Genomic DNA, 17,333 nt, shown 5'->3' with positions numbered 1-17,333 from the left:
AAATGTTCGGGTAATTAGGGGAAATAATCGCATCTACAGGTTGAAAAAATGGCAGGTAAATATCCAAAGGGGATTCAGGCGCTTTTCTGCGCCTGAGGATAGATATTCGTCGTCTCTGTTTAACTATAAAATCTCAACCACTTCCAGCCAACCGTGCTGCCCGCAGACCGGGCTGCCTGTTAGCCAGCGGCGCAACATATCCAATGCCAGCATGGCGCTGCTCTCCTGCCGAGTCCGCAGACCATGGCGGCTGGCCTGATACCGCACCCGCTGAGCAAATGTTCTTTCCGGGGTATGCAGCACCACACCCAGGCAATCATTTTGCATCGCACTTACTGCCAATACTAGCTGGGCACCGCACAGCATCGATAGTGACTGGGCGCGGCTAGCAACCTCGGCTAATGTCTCCTGGCAATGGGCCGGTAGCAGCTCGCCGCCCACCAGCGGTACAGCCGCACTCTGCAACTGCCAGTGCATTAATCCGCCGGTAAATTGCTCACTGACCGCCAATAATAGGCCGCGTTGTGTCAACTGCTCGGCCAGCAGTGCCGGTAAGCCCTGGGTGCCTTCAAATAGGGTGCTATCGCCCGCCACCGCCCTGACCTGCTGCCACAGCTGCTCCATCGCCGGACGCGCCGCAGCAGGCCCGGTCAACTTCAATTCAATAATCGGGGCGGAGGAGCGATAACCCAGCACCACGCCCTCCGGCAGTGGCAGCGGATCTAGCTCTAGCGCCAGATCACTCTCTGAGCGGCCAAAGGTGGTCATCCGTAAGCACAATGGCGGTTCAGCGACATCAAAGTGCTGGCGTAAACGCGGCATAATCTGCTGTTCCACCATCACCTTAAATTCTGATGGCACGCCGGGGGTGAAAAACATCAAACATTTATTCAGCCGCAGCGCGAAGCCACAGGCCGTGCCGACCGGGTTATCCAGCATCTCCGCATTGGCTGGAATATGCGCCTGCTTGCGGTTGGTCGCCGACATCACCCGCCCGCGTTCGTGAAAAAAAGCCTCCATGCGCGCAATCCATTCCGGATGCTCAATCAGCTCCGTCCCGGCGGCACGGGCGGCGGCCAATGCGCTCAAATCGTCACTGGTTGGCCCAAGTCCACCATTCACAATCAGCACATCCGCCACCTGGCTACGCTCTGCTAGCACCTCGATAAGTGCCGAGAGTGAGTCACCGACGGTCTCTCTGCTGCTGATCGGCAAACCCTGATTAAAAAAATAGTCCGCCAGCCAGGCGGCGTTGGTATCAATAATCTGCCCATGCAGCACTTCATCCCCGGTGCTCAACATCTCCACTCTGATCATTTTATTCTCCGTTGGTGCCCATGCGTTGCTACCCATAATCGTTACTTTATGAATCCCATCACTTAAACACAATCATTTCCCGCCGGGAGAGTAGATAACCACAATAAAGTGCGCTTCTTCTGCACCTTCAATATCGTAACGATATATTTACACTAATCGTAACGTCGATTTGACACAAACAGGCCAATCCACTACCCTGCTGCACTCAATAATTCCAATAAATTGTCATCTAGTAGAGGAAAGCGTGAAGAATCGCACTCTGGGCAGTATATTTATCGTTGCAGGGACCACTATTGGTGCTGGCATGTTGGCAATGCCACTGGCGGCGGCCGGGGTCGGTTTTGGTGTCACCCTTGCTCTGCTAATTTCTCTTTGGGTATTAATGTGTTACACCGCGCTGCTGTTAGTTGAGGTTTATCAACATGAAGCGGCTGATACCGGGCTTGGGACTTTAGCCAAGCGCTATTTAGGTCATCGGGGGCAATGGCTCACCGGTTTCAGCATGATGTTTTTGATGTATGCACTGACCGCAGCCTATATCAGCGGTGCAGGTGAGTTGCTGGCCACCAGTATCAGCCAATGGACCCAGCAATCATTTCCCACCTCTCTTGGTGTATTACTGTTCACCTTAGTTGCCGGTGGCGTGGTTTGTATCGGCACACATTCAGTCGACCTATTCAATCGCATCTTATTTAGCGCCAAGATTATCTTTTTGATTGTGATGCTGGCCCTAATGATGCCGCATATCGAAAAAACCAACTTATTGACCTTGCCACTGGAACAGGGGCTAGCGCTCTCTGCAATCCCGGTGATTTTCACCTCATTTGGCTTCCACGGCAGTGTGCCGAGCATCGTCAATTATATGGGTGGCAATATTCGTAAGCTGCGTTGGGTATTTATTATCGGCAGTGCTATTCCGCTGATTGCTTATATCTTCTGGCAGTTGACCACCCTTGGGGCCATCTCCTCCCAGACCTTTGTCGGTATTCTGGCGCAGCAAGCTGGACTAAATGGTTTATTACAGGCGGTGCGCGATGTTGTTGCCTCACCACACGTTGAGCTGGCGGTACACCTGTTTGCCGATTTAGCCCTGGCCACCTCCTTCCTTGGCGTGGCGTTGGGGCTGTTTGATTATCTGGCAGATCTATTTAAGCGCCGTAACTCCGTGCGTGGCCGCCTGCAAACCGGCGCAATTACCTTTACGCCTCCTTTGCTGTTCGCGCTGTTTTACCCCCGTGGTTTTATTATGGCGCTGGGTTTTGCCGCCGTCGCTTTGTCGGTATTAGCTCTGATTCTGCCGGCGATGCTGGCGTGGAAAGCGCGTAATATCCATCAGGGAAGTTATCGAGTCTGGGGCGGGAAACCGGCACTGGCAGCGGTATTTGCCTGCGGCGTGGTGGTGATTGGTATTCAGGTAGGGATTGTCACCGGCGCATTACCGGCCGTCGGATAATTCAGGCCATACATAAAATTACCATGGTATTACTCAAAGTCATTGGAGTCGCAGGTAGGCAGCAAGAGAACGCATCCCGATGAGCTTACATCAGTAAGTGATTCGGGTAAGTGAACGTAGCTAACACCCCTGCGGCGCCAAGGACGAAGAATAATTAAAAATGCAAACCGGCTCCGATATACACCCCATCCGCCACACGATTATCCCGCTTTCCTTCTTTGCCTTCCATGTTGATGTAGCGATAGCCGACATCAACAGTGAGTGGGCGGAAGAGATTCCAGCGCAGGCCGCCGTTGGCTTCGCTATAGGATTTCATGCCGCTGGTCAGCTCTTCCGGGGCGAAATAGCCCTCGCCGTACAGGGTGAATGATTTGTTGATGGGGTAAGTTAGCCCGCCACCAATCGCGATGGCACCGCCATTGCTGCCATCTTCCGGTGACATATAGATGCCTTTGCCGCCTACAGTCGCCATCATTGGGCCAATAGGGAGATTGAAGCCCAGCCCCAGCCCATAGATATCACCGTCGTGATCACTGCGCGCCCAGTTACCACTGATAGCCAAACCACCGGTATTGGTTCCCAGACCAAAACCTAAGTTGGTGTAATCACGGCCAGTTTCGGCGTTAAAACTCACAGCGCTGGCGGAACCCGCCACAAACAGCAGACTAGCTGCACACGCGATCAAATGCTTATTCATATTTTTCTCTCATTATTCGTGATGTCACCTGTGAGCAGATTGCCGCAAACAGGTCTCCCTACGTCGAGTTTAACCGAAAAAAACACCATAAATACACGTAAAAAACGATTAAATAACACAGTATTTCAAATGATTGTAAATACTCATTCAATTGAAGTCACCTATGTTGGCAATAGTAATGATAAGTCCCACCTATTTGCTGAATGCGACCAATAGGGCTACAACTAGTGTGGAGATCAAAGAATCACCCCCCTGTTGTTGGTTAAATTATTATCTTGTCAATCAGGCTTTTGGCGAAATCTAATGCTTTTAAACACCCGATAAGTCAATCAATTCAATAGTGATAATGGAGAGGATGATGAGTAAAAAGAAAGGATTAACAACCGCAGCGGGCGCGCCCGTTGTTGATAATAATAATGTCGTCACTGCTGGCCGTCGTGGCCCCATGTTACTGCAAGATGTCTGGTTCCTGGAAAAACTGGCCCATTTTGATCGTGAAGTGATCCCAGAGCGCCGTATGCATGCAAAAGGCTCCGGTGCCTACGGTACTTTTACCGTCACCCACGACATCACCCAATATACCCGCGCCAAAATCTTAGCCGAAGTGGGCAAACAGACTGAAATGTTTGTCCGCTTTTCAACCGTGGCCGGTGAGCGTGGTGCTGCCGATGCTGAACGTGATATTCGTGGCTTCGCCATGAAATATTATACCGAGGAGGGGAACTGGGATTTAGTCGGCAATGACACACCAGTGTTCTATCTGCGTGACCCGCTGAAATTCCCGGATCTGAACCACGTCGTGAAACGTGATCCGCGCACCAACCTACGTAACCCTACCTATAAGTGGGATTTCTTCTCCCAGTTGCCCGAATCCTTGCACCAACTCACCATCGATTTCAGTGACCGTGGCTTGCCAAAATCCTACCGTCACATGCACGGTTTCGGCAGTCACACCTTCAGTTTTATCAATGCTAACAATGAGCGCTTTTGGGTGAAATTCCATTTTCGCTGCCAGCAAGGCATTGAAAATCTTATGGATGATGAAGCTGAAAAACTGGTCGGCAGTGACCGGGAAAGCTCTCAGCGTGATCTGTACGAAGCCATTGAACGCGGTGATTTCCCTCGCTGGAATCTACAAATTCAGGTGATGCCAGAGCATGAAGCATCCCAGACCCCCTATAACCCATTTGATTTGACCAAAGTGTGGCCACACGGTGACTATCCGCTAATTGACGTGGGTTTCTTCGAGCTAAATCGCAATCCAGAAAACTACTTTGCTGAAGTGGAGCAATCCTCATTCAACCCAGCCAACGTGGTGCCGGGGGTGAGTTTCTCCCCTGACCGCATGTTGCAAGGCCGCCTGTTCTCTTACGGTGATGCGGCGCGCTATCGTTTAGGTGTGAACCATCATCAGATCCCGGTGAACAGCGCCAAATGTCCATTCCATAATTATCATCGCGACGGCGCGATGCGCGTTGATGGCAACAGCGGCAATACGGCCACTTACGAGCCAAACAGTTTTGGCCTGTTCCAGGAGCAACCCGATTTCAGCGAACCGCCATTAACCCTGGAAGGGGCTGCTGATCACTGGAATCACCGCGAAGATACTGATTACTTCTCACAGCCACGGGCGCTATTTAATCTGCTGAGTGCAGAAGAGCATCAGCGGATGTTTGCCCGTATTGCCGGTGAGTTGTCACAGGTTCCGGAGGAGATCCAACGGCGTCAGGTTGCGTTATTTAGCCAGGTGCATCCGGATTATGGTGATGGGGTGAGGAAGGCATTGGGGTTAAATTAATATTTTTTTTGGTTGATGATCGATTAGGTGATCGGTTTGGTTGATAGTTGGTTTGGTGATCGATTTGGTGATCGGTTCGGTTGTCAAAACTTCACCGCTCATCTTGCCTCCGATGAACCAACCGCCAAAGGGGTTACAAGCGCGTAACCCCCTTGGAACCCCTGCGCTAGCGCACGTATCGCTTGCCCACTTCGTGGGTGCCCTCGCTCATCATTACGCTGACGGACCGCCGTGATTCGCTCCTGCTCAAGCACGGCTCGCTCGGCATCCATGCCTCACGTCCTACCTTCATTCTTCACTCGGCAGCTCAAATGTGCTTTTAATCTTGAGCGCAATCAGGAATATTGTCGACGAGGATGGAGGGTAGAGTGAGCGGGCAGGACGCCCGCGAAAAGCGCGCTTGAGCATGGATGCGAATCGCGCTGGCTCGTCAGCCCGAAAGACGTGGGAGGTTTACCCGCAGGGCAATATTTCGCGCAAGCCGCAGGTGCAGGAGGGCCGGCCTGCCCTCCTGCTCGGTTGAGGCGACGAGGGTCAGGTGATCACTGAACGACTATCAACCGAAACCAGATCCAGCCACAAAATTAATAAGTAGTCGCCTCGACACCTTAATCCCTCCCCCCTTCAGCACCTCCGGCAGACGATAAAACGCCACTGGGCGCTGAAACACCGCCAATTGCGGCGCTAGCCAATCTGCCAATGCCCTATCATCCACGGCTTCATCGGCATCAATCACCGCCACGGATCGGTGACCGAATTCACTGTCAGCGACAGGGACAACAAAGGCTTGCTGCACGCCGGGATAGTGCAATAAAACCCGCTCGATATCCTCCGGCTGAATCCCCTCACCACCACTGAAAAACAGGTTATCCAGCCGCCCGATAATGTGTAGTTCACCTTGCTGCCATTCACCACGATCACGCGTACAAAACCAACCATCATCGTCGCATATTGGTCGTAACTGCCCCTGCTGCCAATAACCGGCGGCCAGGCAATCAGCTCTCACCCACACTTCATTTTCTACCAATTTAACCTCACGACGCGCCAGTGCCACCCCCACACCGGGCAGGCCGTCAGCGCGTTTGGCGCACACCGTCGAGGCCGCTTCAGTCAAACCATAACCGCACCAGCAGCGGATACCTCGGGCCTCGGCCTGTTGTGTCAGCTCGGTGGGGATCATCGCGCCGCCCAACAGCACCTCTTTTAGGGTTAACGCCGCGCCCTCACTCAATAATCGCCATAACTGCGTGGGAACCAGCGAGGCGTGGCTGCATCCACTCAGCGCGGCTGCCAGCGGCTCGCCCTCTGGCACCGCCAAGGTCGCGCCAATACTTAACCAGCGCCAGACAATACCTTGCCCTGAGACATGAAACAGCGGTAACGATAACAACCAGCTATCTGTTGGCGTGAAATCCATCAGCTGTAACACACCATCCGCACTGGCTAAATGGGCCGCCACGCTATGCACTGCCGCTTTGGGTAGGCCAGAGGAGCCGGAGGTGAGTGTCATGGTCGCCAGCCGTTGGTTATCCCATACCACTGCGGGGTTAGCCGTGCTCAGCGCCGCCGCATTATCCGTGCTCAGTGCCAGCGGAGTAAAAGCCAGGTGCGCCGGTAAAGGAGCCGCCAGATCCAGCATAAAATCGACATTCAGCTGCGGTAACAGCTGTGCCAATAGCACCTCGGGGAGTTGCGGATTCAGCGGCAACACACGGGCGCCGCACTGTAACGCCGCCAGATACGCCAGCAACAGCGAGTAGCTGTTTTTACCCCGCACTACCACACCACTGCCGCAACTCACGCCCTGCTGCTGGAAACCAGACGCCAGATCATCAATATCAGCCGCCAGTAGCTGCCAACTGATCCGTTGCGACCCCGCAGCTATGGCTATCGCCTGGGGTCGGAGATTGGCCCAATGTCTCCATGGAGAGACGGATTGCCACGGCCAATCATTTAGCTGTGCCATAGCACGTCCAGTTGATCCACCGTCATTAGCGGCAGATTGCTCTCCGGCCATGGGCGCAACAGCTGCGCTTGCATCAACTCCAGTGTATCCAGCCCCGGCACCGTGGATGGCGTCAGCCAATGGGCCAGGCGCGCCAGTTGGGTCAGGCCCAGACTCGACTCAATACTGGAGCTTATCACCGCGACCAAACCCGCCTGATGCGCTTGTTGCACCAGCTGTTGGCAGCGAGCAATGCTGCCCACCAGTGTCGGCTTGATCACAATCGCCGCGACACCCGGCTCAGCTTCAACCTGAAAATCAGCTTCACGGACACTCTCATCCCAGGCAATGGCGATCCCGGTGTCGCGCGCAAATTCGCGGGATCCCGCGCGGCTCTTGCAAGGCTCTTCCAGGAAGGCGATGCGCGAGCGCAGCTCAGGATTGACATATTTGGCAAAGCCATCCGCTTTGGCGCGTGTCCAGCTGCGATTAGCATCCAGCCGCAATTTCAGGTCGGGCAACGCTTCCAGCAGCACATTGACAATCATGCCATCGCGCACCGCCTCATACAGCCCAACTTTTACCTTAGCGACTTTCTCACCCGGCAGCGCCTGTAGCACCGCGAACAGCTCATCCGGATCCCCGGTACACAGAGGGGCTTTGCGGTAATCCGCCGCCAGTGGCAAGCTTTGATCCAGCTCCGCCAGTGCGCAGCTAAGACCGAAAGCCACACAAGGCAGTGCGCCGAGATCCGGCACCTCGCCACTCACCCAGCTTTGCAGCCAACTGGTCGCCGCCGTTTGTGCTTCAGCCACCGTCTCCTGACTGAACTCCGGTAAGGGGGCTATCTCTCCCCAACCGGTCTGCTCGCCCTGCTGTAATTTAACCAGCAAACCATCGCGATTTTTCAGCCGCTGATGGCGCAGGATCACTCCCGCGTCCATCGGTATGCTGTAGCGGTAAAGTGTGGCCGCACGCATTATGGATTACGCTTGAATTTGCTGAAGTCCGGCTGGCGTTTTTCGTTGAATGCGTTACGCCCCTCTTGACCCTCTTCGGTCATATAGAACAGCATGGTGGCGTTACCGGCCAGCTCTTGCAGACCCGCCTGACCATCGCAATCCGCATTCAGTGCCGCTTTCAAGCAGCGCAGCGCCATCGGGCTGTTTTCCAGCATTTCACGGCACCAGCGCACCGTCTCTTTTTCCAAATCGGCTACCGGCACCACCGTGTTGACCAGCCCCATATCCAAGGCTTGTTTGGCATCGTATTGGCGACACAAGAACCAGATTTCGCGCGCTTTTTTCTGGCCAACAATGCGCGCCATATAAGCCGCACCCCAGCCGCCATCGAATGAGCCAACTTTTGGCCCGGTTTGGCCGAAGATGGCGTTATCTGCCGCGACAGTCAGGTCACACATCATGTGCAATACATGGCCGCCACCAATGGAGTAGCCAGCCACCATGGCGACTATCGGTTTTGGGCAGGTGCGGATCTGGCGCTGGAAATCCAGCACGTTCAGGTGATGAGTGCCAGTGGCATCCTGATAGCCGCCGTAGTCGCCACGGACCTTCTGATCACCGCCGGAACAGAAAGCTTTTTCGCCTTCGCCGGTCAAAATGATCACGCCGATATTGTCATCATAGCGGGCATCAGCCAGCGCCTGAATCATCTCTTTAACTGTGAGTGGGCGGAATGCGTTACGCACATGGGGGCGGTTAATGGTGATCTTGGCGATACCATCGCTGGATTTGTGATAGCGAATATCTTCAAACCCGGTAGAGCAATCTTGCCAATCGATGGCGGCATACAGTTGTTCTTCGCTCGGATAAAGCATAGTAAGCATTCCTTTAACGGGAGAGGGGTGAAAATGAGGACTGTGATAGAAACGAAAGGACCTGCGCGGCAAATGCACCGGGGTTAGCACGGTGAGCATTGTGTCCGGCGCGGGCCAGTGTGCGTAATGGCAACTTATACTGTTCAGCCAATTGCTGGAATTTATAGTCGCGCTCCCCGCACAGATAGGTGTAAGGGACGCGCAGGCGCTGCAGGGCGGGCAAGAGCCATGGCTGATGCCCCAAAGAGGTAGCTTCGAGCATCTCAGCCACCGCCGGGCCGCTATTGTTGGCACGTAATAGCACCAATTGCTCGCGCTGTTGGGCGTCTAAATCAGCAAATACGGCTTGTTGATACCAGTCGGTCAGCACTTGCGGCAGAGGTTCAAGGCGAAAACGCTGCGCCCATTGGTGGTCGTTTTGTCGGCGCTGATGGCGCAACTCATCGCTTTCCAATCCGAGGTTTCCCCCTTCGACCAATAGTCCCTGCAAGCCATGATGGCTGCCATAGCAGGCGTGATACATCGCAATTCTGCCGCCTAAAGAGTAGCCTGCCAGCCAATACTCGCCAATGCCGTTAGCCTGCAATGTTTGCGTTAACTGGCGGCTTATATCAGCAAAACCGTCGGTGGTCAGGGCGACAGATTTGCCGTGACCCGGCAGGTCGACCAGCAGCGAGGGGGTGTCACCGCACAGCTCGGCCACGGGCAGCCAATCCTCGCCACTGCCCAGCAGACCATGTAACCATACCAGCCACGGCCCGGCGTGTTGCTGTGTGGCAGATTGGGGATGAGCGGCGAGTTTGCGACAAGCTAGCGTCATAGTTGAACCACCTGTTGCAGTAATTGTTGCACTGTTTCGGCCCCCTGACTTGGCGGCACCGCTATCTCGATCAGTGTCACACCACCTTGTAGCCAGCACTGCTCGACCCGCTGCTGTAGTGCAAGCCAGCTCTCAGGGCGAGCATAATTCAGGCTAAACATAGCGGCGGCATGTTCAAAATTGACGTTTTGCGGCATACAGTAGAAGCGCTGGCGATCGGCCTCTGGTGTCGGCAGCAGTGAGAAGATCTGCCCACCATTGTTGTTCACCACCAACAGCACCATCGGGGCCGAACTTTGGCGCAATAACGCCAGCGCATTCAGGTCATAAAGGGCGGAGAGATCACCGACGACCGCCAGTGTCGGTTTGGCGCTCGCGCGCTGGACACCCGCCGCCGTCGATAACAGACCATCAATGCCGCTGGCGCCACGATTGCTGTAAACCGGATAGCCCACAGGCAGTTGGCCGAGCGCATCAATGAGGCGAACAATCAAACTGTTGCCGACAAACAGCTGGCCGTTTTCGGGCAAAAGTGCCGCCAATTGATGTGCCACTGCCGCCTCGCTGAATTGATCGTTCAGCACTTCTGCCACATGGAACTGCGCTTTTTGCGACAATTCAATCAGTTCAGCAGCCCAAGGGAGACGGCGTTGCGCTGGATGCTGCTCCAGCCACTCATTCACCGGTGAAATAATTCTGCGCCCACGGTGATTGGCCGGATCAAGGCGACCCGGTAGATTATCCACCAGCCAATACTCTTGTGGCTGACACTGCGCCTGCCACTGCAACAGCCGTTTGCCCGTCAGGCTGCTACCAAATTGCAGCACCAGCTGTGCCTGATTCAGCACTTGCTGTGCATCCTGACGCCCCAGCCACAGATCTGCACAGGGTAGCGGTTGACCGGTTTGCGATAGTACATCGCCAATCAGCGGCCAGCCCAACAGCTCCGCCCACTGTGCCAGTTGTGCGCCCTCTTCTGCCGTCATACGCCCGGCAATCACCACACCGCGCTTTTGCCGCCAGAAAAACCAATCAGGCTGCGGCATCTGCGGTAGATTGCGTGATTGCCGCAGCCACGGATGGCTATCTTGCCACCAGTCGCCCAGAGTGGCTGACCAGTCGGCATAGCACTGCTCATCGCCGCCATAGAGCGGTTCAGCAAAGGGGCAATTAATGTGCAGGCCGCCATGGTGCAATTGCGCCATCGCACTATCGAGGGTCGCTACCAACCAGCTGGCGGCAATATCCGGCGTCGGCCGGGGCAGATTGATGCTGACAGTGGGGTGGCTGGCAAACAGCCCTTGCTGGCGAATAGCCTGATTGGCACCGCAGTCGATCAATTCTGGTGGGCGATCGGCGGTCAGGAAGATCAGGCGCTCACCGGTTAGCCCCGCTTCGATCAGCGCCGGATAGAGATTGGCCGCTGCGGTGCCGGAAGTGACAATCACCGCCACCGGCTCAGTAGAGGCTTTCGCCAACCCAAGTGCCAGATGACCCAGTCCGCGCTCATCAAAGTGGGTGTGACAAACCAGCGCCGGATTCGCCGCCGCCGCCAAGGTTAGGGGTGTCGAGCGGGATCCGGGCGCAATACAGATATGACGCACGCCGTGGCGGGTTAACGCCTCCAGTAGCAATGCCGCCCAACGACGGTTAAAAACACTTGTCGACATGATTCGCCCAAAAGTCAGTTAACAGACACTACGACCCGACAGTCAGCATGAGGAGTGCGATTTATCCTCTGCAAGCCCGGAGTGGCTGAGTTAATGGTTAAAATTCTACCCCTCTATACCAGAAGAGAGCCGGCGAATAACCTATTAGCCACAGTCTACACCTGGCATCAGGGGGCCACAATCCGCCCACATAACGAGTGCGGTTAATTGCGACATGTTAGGTTTTACTCTCTTGCTGACTATCGAGCAAGGTGCGCAATCCCGCCGATTTATGGTTAATCTCTTGCCACTCCAGCTCAGGGTCAGATCCCGCGACAATACCAGCACCGGCATACAGATTGACCCATTGATCCTCTACCCATGCCGAGCGCAGGGTGACACTGAACTCCGACTGTTGCCGTGAAAGATAGCCCGCAGAACCGGCATACCAGCCACGGGAAAATGGCTCGTTCTCGGCAATAAACTGGCGGGCGATATTGCGCGGTAGACCAGCCACCGCGGCCGTCGGTTGCAGTCGTTGCAGGCAATCAGTATCACTGGCGCAATTGAGCTGCGCATGGATGCGGCGGCGCAGATGCTGCACTTTGCGCAATCGGACTATCTCTGGCGGCATAACATCCACCGCCGCAACACCGCCTTGTAACCGCTGGCAAATATCATCAACCACCAGCAAATTCTCGCGCTGATTTTTTTCATCACCCATTAACCAGTCAGCCAGCGCCGTAGCTTGCTGATGGTCATCATCATTAGAGGTCGTGCCCGCCAGAGCTTCCGTTTCCAGATGCCATTTCTGACGCAAATAGAGGCGCTCAGGGCTGGAACCTAAAAATGCCCGCTGAGCATCAAAGCGCAGCATAAAGTGGAAGCAGTGGTGGTTGACCTGGCGGCTAGCCGCCATAAAGGCGCAACAGGACAGCGGTTTATCGAGAGTTAAGCGGGTGGCGCGCGCCAGAACCACCTTCTCCATCGCCTGCTGCTCAATGCTGCTCAGAGCCTGCTGAATCAGGCTGCGCCACTGCGGATACTCCGGTACATGGCTGGCATGTTGCACCTGAACATCCAGCGCGGGGAGCGGTTTGGCAGCGACCAGTTGATCGATAAAGGCGATAGCCAGTAGCGCATCTTGCTGTAGGGAGCAGTCGCTCACCAGATTGAGGGTCACATGGGTACGGTTGCCACGGCGCAAAATTTCAATTCGCGGGAGAAACAGAAAACTGGTCTGCGTCTGTTGCAGCGCACAAGCTTCGGTGTCAGCGGAGGGGAGGACCAGGCTCACCGGCTCGAAGGCATTCAGCCCCCAAATCCGTAATCCCGTGGCATCAATGTTTTGTTTTATTAGCTCATGCTGCTGGATAAAGGCATCCGCAGATAGCACATCGTTAAATTGGCGGGTTTGCCCACAAACGGCGGCCTCTTCATGGCCTTCACGATGGTGCCAATAGAATTGTGGGAAATGGCATTGCGCAGCCAGCCACTCCAAGAGTTGGCTCCCCACCTGACCCGAGGCGGGCAAGATAATTTGCCGAATACCTGCCTGGTCAGGGAAACCGGCACGTAACTTCTGCCGTAATTCGCCCAACAAACCAGAAAGTTGTTTCACGACCACCTCGGCAAATCAACAGAAAGAGTGGGATTATACGGGCCGTGAATAATAATAAAAGTCTGATTCAAAAGTTATTGTTAGTTATCACACTAATATTTGATATTGATGTTTTTATATACTCAAGAAGGAGTATCAGGTGAGCATTGGTATTGGATGATTTATGCTCAGGGTGGGATAAGCCCATCCTCTTAAGGCCTTATTGTGTTGCAATGGCGGCATCACCAAAATCTTCGATATCCTGCGACTAGGAATATCACGAAGATATAGGTTATCTCCGTGATATTTGTCATATTAGTCATTTATTTACGTTATGCCGGAACAATACTCCATTGCTGGGTTTCAGTCAGCATCGCTACCAATGAATAGACGTTACCTGAGTATTTCAGCTCACTGGCATTGGTCACAGTTTGGGCTAATACTTGCCCCATTTGAACTCCTTGGCCGGCGGCAATGTAATAGAGCGGTTCCGGTGTATAAATTTGAGTGGTATTGGTTAAGACTTGCTGCACAAAAGCTCCCTGTCCTGACATACCAATCCCCGTGGAATAGATATTGTTTGGCATGTTGCTGCCTTCCAAAATAGTCAACTTACCCGCTTGCCCACCGCTCGACAGATTACTAAAGGTCGGTGTGTTATTTGCAGTGTCAAATGTCACCTGATTATTTCCTGTCGGATCAGCATCTAATACCGCGCCAGCCTCAAAAACTACCCCATCCGTCAGCGCACCCGTTCGCCCCCAGATAAATGAGTAATCAATTGACCATTTGAAAGTGAAAAAGCTATTAGGTGCAACTTTGAATGGCGAGGCCTGCCAGGCTAAAGAGAATACCTCTGAGGGCTGATTAGGCATTTTTTGATATAAATAGACAATCCAGGCCGATGGAGACTGATTAATAAATTTGACTTGATAGGGCGTACCATTAGATGAGTATGTTGATAGATCAAGTGTATTACTCATAATAGATTCCTTATGATTTATATATTAACTATATTTAGCCATATTAAATAAAGACTGTGTGAAGTCGATTCATTTATCATTAAAAATGAATCCCTATTTACTGAGTAAAAATAGCATCATAGCGCTACAGCGGATATATCACTTCAAGCGCTAAATAAGCTAAGGCATTGAAATTAAACACTAGGTGACAAGGCACCTATGAGAGTACTTATGATTGCCGCCGTCTAAATATGATAGAACATAAACAAACAAGTATTGTTACGCTATTGTTTATGGTTGCTTATATTTTTGGAAGCGTGACTTGCATCACGAATTTTATTTATTGGTTACATATTCTCATTTAAGTAAAATGATATTATTAACGTTAATTATGTATATTAGTTTATATATGATGGTTGTCTCAATATTAAATAGAAGAACAATAATAATCTTAATATAAAAACGGCCCATTTAAGGACCGATAATGAAATTGAAATGATTTTAATTAAGTCGTCACGAAAATAGTTATTCCGCTAAAATAGCGACTCCTTGAAAATATTTCAGCGCCGCGCCAGTAATAGCCCGAAAACCAAGCCGACCGTCGCGCCAATTCCCACGCTGCACCAGGGTTTTTCATGGACATAATCATCAGTACAGCACGCCAGTGCTTTCGCCCGTTTGATATAGCATTCATTGCGGCCACTCAAACGGCTCTTTACCTCCTTTAATGCTCTCTCCGCTCTGGCCTTGATCTCCTGATAGCTCTCATCTGCGGCATCGCCCGAGGCGCGCAGCACCTCCTCCAGAGTATCGGTCAGCATCGTCAGATCATCATCCAGCGAGGTTTGCTGTTCTTTATCTCGATTCATATGCATTCTCCATGAGTGAAAAAAGGGCATCTCATCAGTATAGTCGAAATGACTAAAAACGAATGCAGCACGCCCCCTGCTCTGCCCCAGTCACTTGTTCACGCAGCGCGCCAAATAGCTCACGGCCACATCCCACATGGAACGCCGAGATATCCGGCAGTGTTGGGTGGCGTGCTGCCAGCTCAGCTTCATTCACCAGCAGCGCAAGCTCCCCACTAACACCATCCACCCGCACCCGGTCACCATTACGGATTTTTGCCAACAGGCCGCCGCAATAGGCCTCAGGAGTCACATGAATGGCCGACGGCACTTTACCTGACGCACCGGACAGTCGGCCATCAGTGACCAGCGCCACCTTAAAGCCGCGATCCAACAACACCCCCAAGGGGGGCATCAGTTTATGTAGCTCCGGCATACCAATGGCCCGTGGCCCTTGATAGCGCACCACCACCACACAATCGCGGTTCAGCTCGCCAGATTCAAAGGCGGCCCCGACATCATGCTGACTCTCAAACACCACCGCAGGCCCCTCAATAATCTGATGATCACGAGGAACCGCCGAGGTTTTCATCACTGCCCGCCCCAGATTGCCGCTTAAAACTTTGGTGCCACCATGGGCCGAAAAGGGCTGGGCGATACTGGCAATAACTGAGTCATCCAGTGAGTGCTGCGGCCCACTGCGCCATTGCAGTTGCCCATTATCCAAATAGGGCTCCTGCGTATAACGATGTAGACCAAATCCCGCCACAGTGTGGACATCTTCATGCACTAAACCGCCTTGCAGCAGCTCTTTTATCAGTAAGGCAACCCCGCCTGCGGCCTGGAAATAGTTGATATCCGCCGGGCCATTGGGGTAGATCCGGCATAACTGTGGCACCACTTCCGATAACTCGGAGAAATCATCCCAATCAATAATAATGCCCGCCGAGCGCGCCATCGCCACCAGATGCATGGTGTGGTTGGTCGAACCGCCAGTGGCCAATAGCGCCACCATGCCGTTGACCACCACCTTTTCATCCACCAATTGCCCCACCGGCAGATAGTTACCACTACTTTCAGTCAGTCGTGTCACTTGCCGCGCCGCGGCGGCAGTGAGCGCATCACGCAGTGGGGTGTTGGGTTGGATAAAAGAGGAGCCGGGCAAATGCAGCCCCATCACCTCCATCACCATCTGATTGGAGTTGGCAGTGCCGTAAAAAGTACAGGTGCCCGCGCTATGATAAGAGGCGGATTCCGCCTCCAACAAGGCGTGTCTGTCCACTTTACCCTCAGCAAACAGCTGGCGAACCCGCACTTTCTCTTTATTGGACAGTCCCGTCGCCATTGGCCCTGCGGGGACAAAAACCGCCGGTAAGTGGCCGAATGACAAGGCGGCCATCAGTAATCCAGGCACAACTTTGTCGCACACCCCAAGATAGAGCGCGCCATCAAACATATTGTGTGACAGGCCGATGGCCGCTGACATGGCGATAACATCGCGGCTCATCAGCGACAACTCCATGCCATCCTGCCCTTGTGTCACGCCGTCACACATCGCGGGGACGCCACCCGCCACCTGCCCGACGGCACCGACCTCATGCAGTGCCTCTTTCAGTTGTTGCGGATAATATTCATAAGGTTGATGAGCCGATAGCATGTCGTTATAGGAAGTAATAATGGCAATATCGCTGCGCACCATGCTCTTCAGCGCGGCTTTATCTTCCGGCTGACAAGCGGCGAAGCCGTGAGCCAGATTGCCGCAGGCCAGTTGTGAGCGGTGGACTGTATTCTCTTTTGCCGCGCTGATACGTTGCAGATAGGCCGTGCGGGTCGGTGCAGATCGCGCAGTAATACGCTGTGTGACATGGGTGAGAGTCGGGTTCATCACCACTCCTTATTCGCTCAGGGGAGCCAAAAGCTCAATACTGCCCGCAGGCAAGCCGATAAACTCCGCCAGTACCTGTAACAGCAAATTGTGATCATCCAAATGTGGTGCGCCGGAAACATTAACGCTGCCAATAATACCCGCCGGTTTAACCTGCAACGGGAAGCCACCACCCAGCGCGGCATAGTCCCGCAGGCTAACCCCATAGCGAGCTTCCAGTGAGGTTTGGCGCTGTTGTAACATCAATCCTGCGGCATAGGAGCTGGTATTTAGCAGCTCCACTACATTGCGCTTGCGCCGCAACCAATCATGATTTTCTGCGCTGGTGCCGGGCATGGTATAGCTGAATAAGGTTTGGCGATTGACGGTGATATCGATAGCCAATGCCGCACCTTGCCGTTCCGCTTGCCGCTTTATTTTTTCACCTAACTGCCAGGCGATTTCGTGATCGAAATGCATCAGTTGTAATCGTTGCTGATGCTGTTGGCAGGCAATGAGTTGCTGCTGTAAATTCATGACACT

General features: G+C 53.5%; 14 protein-coding genes. 2 read left to right on the top strand and 12 right to left on the bottom strand.

Annotated features, from left to right (window positions below; genetic code table 11):
* Positions 1 to 123: 123 nt before the first annotated feature.
* Positions 124 to 1,317: a nicotinamide mononucleotide deamidase-related protein YfaY gene (locus tag AACW11_RS16580; protein WP_212584825.1), complete on the bottom strand. Its 1,194-nt coding sequence runs from the start codon at positions 1,315 to 1,317 to the stop codon at positions 124 to 126.
* Positions 1,318 to 1,561: 244 nt separating this feature from the next.
* Here AACW11_RS16580 and tyrP point away from each other — a divergent pair, with 244 nt between their 5' ends.
* Positions 1,562 to 2,770, top strand: coding sequence for a tyrosine transporter TyrP (gene tyrP / locus AACW11_RS16575; protein WP_005279743.1), 1,209 nt, complete (start codon positions 1,562 to 1,564; stop codon positions 2,768 to 2,770).
* 154 nt (positions 2,771 to 2,924) lie between these two features.
* On the opposite strand, the gene AACW11_RS16570 is transcribed toward tyrP, so the two are convergent.
* Positions 2,925 to 3,467 carry a YfaZ family protein gene (locus AACW11_RS16570; protein ID WP_212584824.1) on the bottom strand — a complete coding sequence of 181 codons (543 nt, stop codon included), beginning with the start codon at positions 3,465 to 3,467 and terminating at the stop codon, positions 2,925 to 2,927.
* A 358-nt stretch (positions 3,468 to 3,825) separates the two neighbouring features.
* On the opposite strand from AACW11_RS16570, the gene AACW11_RS16565 reads away from it, so the two are divergent.
* The gene (locus AACW11_RS16565) at positions 3,826 to 5,265 is read left to right on the top strand and encodes a catalase (RefSeq protein ID WP_212584823.1); all 1,440 of its coding nucleotides are present in this window, start codon (positions 3,826 to 3,828) and stop codon (positions 5,263 to 5,265) included.
* Positions 5,266 to 5,821: 556 nt separating this feature from the next.
* Here AACW11_RS16565 and menE read toward each other — a convergent pair.
* The 10 genes from menE to AACW11_RS16515 form a co-directional block, all read right to left on the bottom strand.
* Positions 5,822 to 7,231, bottom strand: a complete 1,410-nt coding sequence (menE, locus tag AACW11_RS16560) for an o-succinylbenzoate--CoA ligase (protein ID WP_212584822.1) — start codon at positions 7,229 to 7,231, stop codon at positions 5,822 to 5,824.
* A complete protein-coding gene (gene menC, locus AACW11_RS16555; protein ID WP_212584821.1) occupies positions 7,219 to 8,190 on the bottom strand; it encodes an o-succinylbenzoate synthase in 972 nt (323 codons plus the stop codon). The genes menE and menC overlap by 13 nt, the downstream gene beginning before the upstream one ends.
* The gene (gene menB, locus AACW11_RS16550; protein WP_212584820.1) at positions 8,190 to 9,047 is read right to left on the bottom strand and encodes a 1,4-dihydroxy-2-naphthoyl-CoA synthase; all 858 of its coding nucleotides are present in this window, start codon (positions 9,045 to 9,047) and stop codon (positions 8,190 to 8,192) included. Before menB ends, menC begins: the two co-directional genes overlap by 1 nt.
* Before the next feature lie 13 nt (positions 9,048 to 9,060).
* Positions 9,061 to 9,867, bottom strand: a complete 807-nt coding sequence (menH, locus tag AACW11_RS16545; RefSeq protein WP_212584819.1) for a 2-succinyl-6-hydroxy-2,4-cyclohexadiene-1-carboxylate synthase — start codon at positions 9,865 to 9,867, stop codon at positions 9,061 to 9,063.
* A complete protein-coding gene (menD, locus tag AACW11_RS16540; RefSeq protein WP_212584818.1) occupies positions 9,864 to 11,537 on the bottom strand; it encodes a 2-succinyl-5-enolpyruvyl-6-hydroxy-3-cyclohexene-1-carboxylic-acid synthase in 1,674 nt (557 codons plus the stop codon). Before menD ends, menH begins: the two co-directional genes overlap by 4 nt.
* A gap of 217 nt (positions 11,538 to 11,754) precedes the next feature.
* Complete coding sequence (gene menF, locus AACW11_RS16535) at positions 11,755 to 13,137, bottom strand: isochorismate synthase MenF (RefSeq protein ID WP_212584817.1); 1,383 nt, start codon at positions 13,135 to 13,137, stop codon at positions 11,755 to 11,757.
* Between the two features lie 311 nt (positions 13,138 to 13,448).
* Complete coding sequence (locus AACW11_RS16530) at positions 13,449 to 14,099, bottom strand: protein RhiA (RefSeq protein WP_212584816.1); 651 nt, start codon at positions 14,097 to 14,099, stop codon at positions 13,449 to 13,451.
* A gap of 539 nt (positions 14,100 to 14,638) precedes the next feature.
* A complete protein-coding gene (gene elaB / locus AACW11_RS16525; protein WP_212584815.1) occupies positions 14,639 to 14,947 on the bottom strand; it encodes a stress response protein ElaB in 309 nt (102 codons plus the stop codon).
* 52 nt (positions 14,948 to 14,999) lie between these two features.
* Positions 15,000 to 16,811 carry a phosphogluconate dehydratase gene (gene edd, locus AACW11_RS16520; RefSeq protein ID WP_212584814.1) on the bottom strand — a complete coding sequence of 604 codons (1,812 nt, stop codon included), beginning with the start codon at positions 16,809 to 16,811 and terminating at the stop codon, positions 15,000 to 15,002.
* Between the two features lie 9 nt (positions 16,812 to 16,820).
* The gene (locus tag AACW11_RS16515; RefSeq protein ID WP_212584813.1) at positions 16,821 to 17,327 is read right to left on the bottom strand and encodes a heme-degrading domain-containing protein; all 507 of its coding nucleotides are present in this window, start codon (positions 17,325 to 17,327) and stop codon (positions 16,821 to 16,823) included.
* Positions 17,328 to 17,333: the final 6 nt, after the last annotated feature.

The organism is Yersinia sp. Marseille-Q3913 (assembly GCF_963892745.1).
Classification (GTDB): domain Bacteria; phylum Pseudomonadota; class Gammaproteobacteria; order Enterobacterales; family Enterobacteriaceae; genus Yersinia; species Yersinia bercovieri.
This window is presented reverse-complemented; position numbering and strand designations above follow the sequence as displayed.

What these genes read in the sequence shown, in the direction of transcription:
- AACW11_RS16580 (WP_212584825.1), bottom strand. Translation starts at nt 1,317, where the DNA reads ATGATCAGAGTGGAGATGTTGAGCACCGGGGATGAAGTGCTGCATGGG.
- AACW11_RS16570 (WP_212584824.1), bottom strand. Translation starts at nt 3,467, where the DNA reads ATGAATAAGCATTTGATCGCGTGTGCAGCTAGTCTGCTGTTTGTGGCG.
- AACW11_RS16565 (WP_212584823.1), top strand. Translation starts at nt 3,826, where the DNA reads ATGAGTAAAAAGAAAGGATTAACAACCGCAGCGGGCGCGCCCGTTGTT.
- menE (WP_212584822.1), bottom strand. Translation starts at nt 7,231, where the DNA reads ATGGCACAGCTAAATGATTGGCCGTGGCAATCCGTCTCTCCATGGAGA.
- menC (WP_212584821.1), bottom strand. Translation starts at nt 8,190, where the DNA reads ATGCGTGCGGCCACACTTTACCGCTACAGCATACCGATGGACGCGGGA.
- menB (WP_212584820.1), bottom strand. Translation starts at nt 9,047, where the DNA reads ATGCTTTATCCGAGCGAAGAACAACTGTATGCCGCCATCGATTGGCAA.
- menH (WP_212584819.1), bottom strand. Translation starts at nt 9,867, where the DNA reads ATGACGCTAGCTTGTCGCAAACTCGCCGCTCATCCCCAATCTGCCACA.
- menD (WP_212584818.1), bottom strand. Translation starts at nt 11,537, where the DNA reads ATGTCGACAAGTGTTTTTAACCGTCGTTGGGCGGCATTGCTACTGGAG.
- AACW11_RS16530 (WP_212584816.1), bottom strand. Translation starts at nt 14,099, where the DNA reads ATGAGTAATACACTTGATCTATCAACATACTCATCTAATGGTACGCCC.
- elaB (WP_212584815.1), bottom strand. Translation starts at nt 14,947, where the DNA reads ATGAATCGAGATAAAGAACAGCAAACCTCGCTGGATGATGATCTGACG.
- edd (WP_212584814.1), bottom strand. Translation starts at nt 16,811, where the DNA reads ATGAACCCGACTCTCACCCATGTCACACAGCGTATTACTGCGCGATCT.
- AACW11_RS16515 (WP_212584813.1), bottom strand. Translation starts at nt 17,327, where the DNA reads ATGAATTTACAGCAGCAACTCATTGCCTGCCAACAGCATCAGCAACGA.